The 1,979-nt window shown below is 67.8% G+C and carries 1 protein-coding gene and 1 pseudogene; both read right to left on the reverse strand.

Annotated elements, in window-relative coordinates; genetic code table 11:
* Positions 1–343, reverse strand: a pseudogene (locus E5W87_RS35165) (hypothetical protein); the annotation flags it as partial.
* A gap of 3 nt (positions 344–346) precedes the next feature.
* Positions 347–1,979 (reverse strand): DUF4159 domain-containing protein (locus E5W87_RS35170; protein WP_292408489.1); only part of this gene is annotated, 1,633 nt, incomplete at its 5' end.

Genomic DNA, 1,979 nt, shown 5'->3' on the forward strand with positions numbered 1-1,979 from the left:
TTTCAAGCAGTTCGACGACGCGGACGTCGAACTGCTTGAAACGGCCGAGGCGCTGCTGAAGCCCGGCCAGCGCCTCGTCGGTCTGCTTGGTGCGTTCGCCAATGTCCTGGCTCTGGCTGCGGTCGACGACGACGGCGACGACGCTTTTCAGCGCCTCGCGCTCTTCGTCGAGGGCCACAGGGTTGAGCAGGGCCGCACCCAGCGCGAGCAGGGCGGCGAAACGGAAGACCGCGCCGCGCTGGCGAAACCACAGGCCGACCAGTGCCAGCAGCAACAGCGGCGCCAGCACCAGGCCAAGCAGCGGCCAGGAAATGAGCGGTTCGAAGGCAAGCGACCAGTTCATGGCTTACTGCCCCAGCCGTTCGAGCAGCACCGGCACATGCACCTGATCGGATTTGTAGTTGCCGGTCAGCATGTACATCATGATGTTGACGCCGGCGCGCAGCGCATAAATGCGCTGCATCGGGTCCGACGGCACGGTCGGCAAAAGCGGGTCGCCATTCTCGTCGACCGCCCAGGCGCCGGCGAAATCATTGGCGGTAATCATGATCGGCGAGACGCCGTCGCCGGTGCGCACCGGGCGGTTCTCGGCGTTGCTGGCTTCCAGCGACGCCGCGACCCAGAGCGGACCGCCGGCGAAGCGTCCGGGAAACTCAGGCAGGATGTAGAAGGATTTGGTCAGCACATGGTCCGACGGCACCGGTTCCAGCGGCGGCACGTTGAGGTTGCCCAGGATGTCGCGCAGCCGCTCCGTCGCCGGGCTGGCCGAATCCGCGCCGATGCCGGTGGCGAACTGGTCGCGCGTGTCGAACAGCACCGTGCCGCCCTGCTGCATATAGGCGTCGACGCGGGCAATCACGGCCTGGCTCGGCATCGGTGCGGCAGGGTCGATCGGCCAGTAGATCAGGGGGTAGAAGGACAGCTGGTCCTTCGAGATATCGACGCTGGCCGGCGCACCCGGCTCAAGCGCGGTCTTCTCGATCAGGAAGCGGGTCAGGCCCTCCAGCCCGGCACGGCTGATCGAATCGACGCTCTGTTCGCCGGTCTGCACATAAGCGATCCGGGTCTTGGAAATGTCCTCGATCGCCCGCTCATCGCCGGGTTTGGCATCGTCGGCGCGGGCGACGTCGGCGTGGCCGACCAGGGCGCCGAGCGCAATCAGCAGGGCGGCGGTGGTTGCGGCAGCAGTGCCGGCGCGGCGCGGCCGGCGCGAGAACAGGCCGCCCATCCAGAACACGGCCAGCGTGTCGAGCACCATCAGCAAAAGAGCTGCCGCCACCAACGGGCCCTTCAAATTCTGCGATTCGTCGAAAGCGTACTGGATGGTGGTGACCGGCACGGTGATCTGAGGGCGGACCAGCGGCGCGAAGCTGCTTTCGGCATTGAGCAGATTGTGGGCGAAGACGCCGGTTTCGGAGCCGTATAGGCCGGGCGGGTTCTCGAACGTCACCGGCAGTCGGCCGGCACCCGGCACCAGCGGCCTTGCATCCGGCGTCGGAGGCACGAGCGCGCCGTCGGCTGATATCATGCGGTAGGGCGCCAACGAAGTAGCGGCGGCCTCGGCATTGGCGACCGCCGCGCCCTGGTTGCGCGACAATTGCACGATGCGGCGCAGCATCTCGACGAAGCTGCCGGAGATCGGCAGGTTCGACCAGGTCGCCTCCGGCGTGACATGGAACAGGACGAGCGTGCCCTTACCCTTCTTCATCCCGGTCACCAGCGGCGTGCCGTCGGCAAGCGTCGCCCAGGTGCGCTCGACGATGTCAGGCGTCGGCTCGGCCAGCACCTGCCTGGTGACGGTGACCTCGGCGGGCGGAGCGAGGTCGGAGAAGGGACCGGTCCTCGGAAAATCGGTGACCGCCTGCGGCGTCGTCCACGACAGCGCGCCGCCGAGCGAGCGCTCGCCGGTGCGCAGCCTGACCGGCAGCAGGTCGTCGTCATTGCCGGCGGCGACCAGCCGCGAGCCGGCGAACCGCACC

Source organism: Mesorhizobium sp. (assembly GCF_004962925.1).
Classification (GTDB): Bacteria; Pseudomonadota; Alphaproteobacteria; order Rhizobiales; family Rhizobiaceae; genus Mesorhizobium.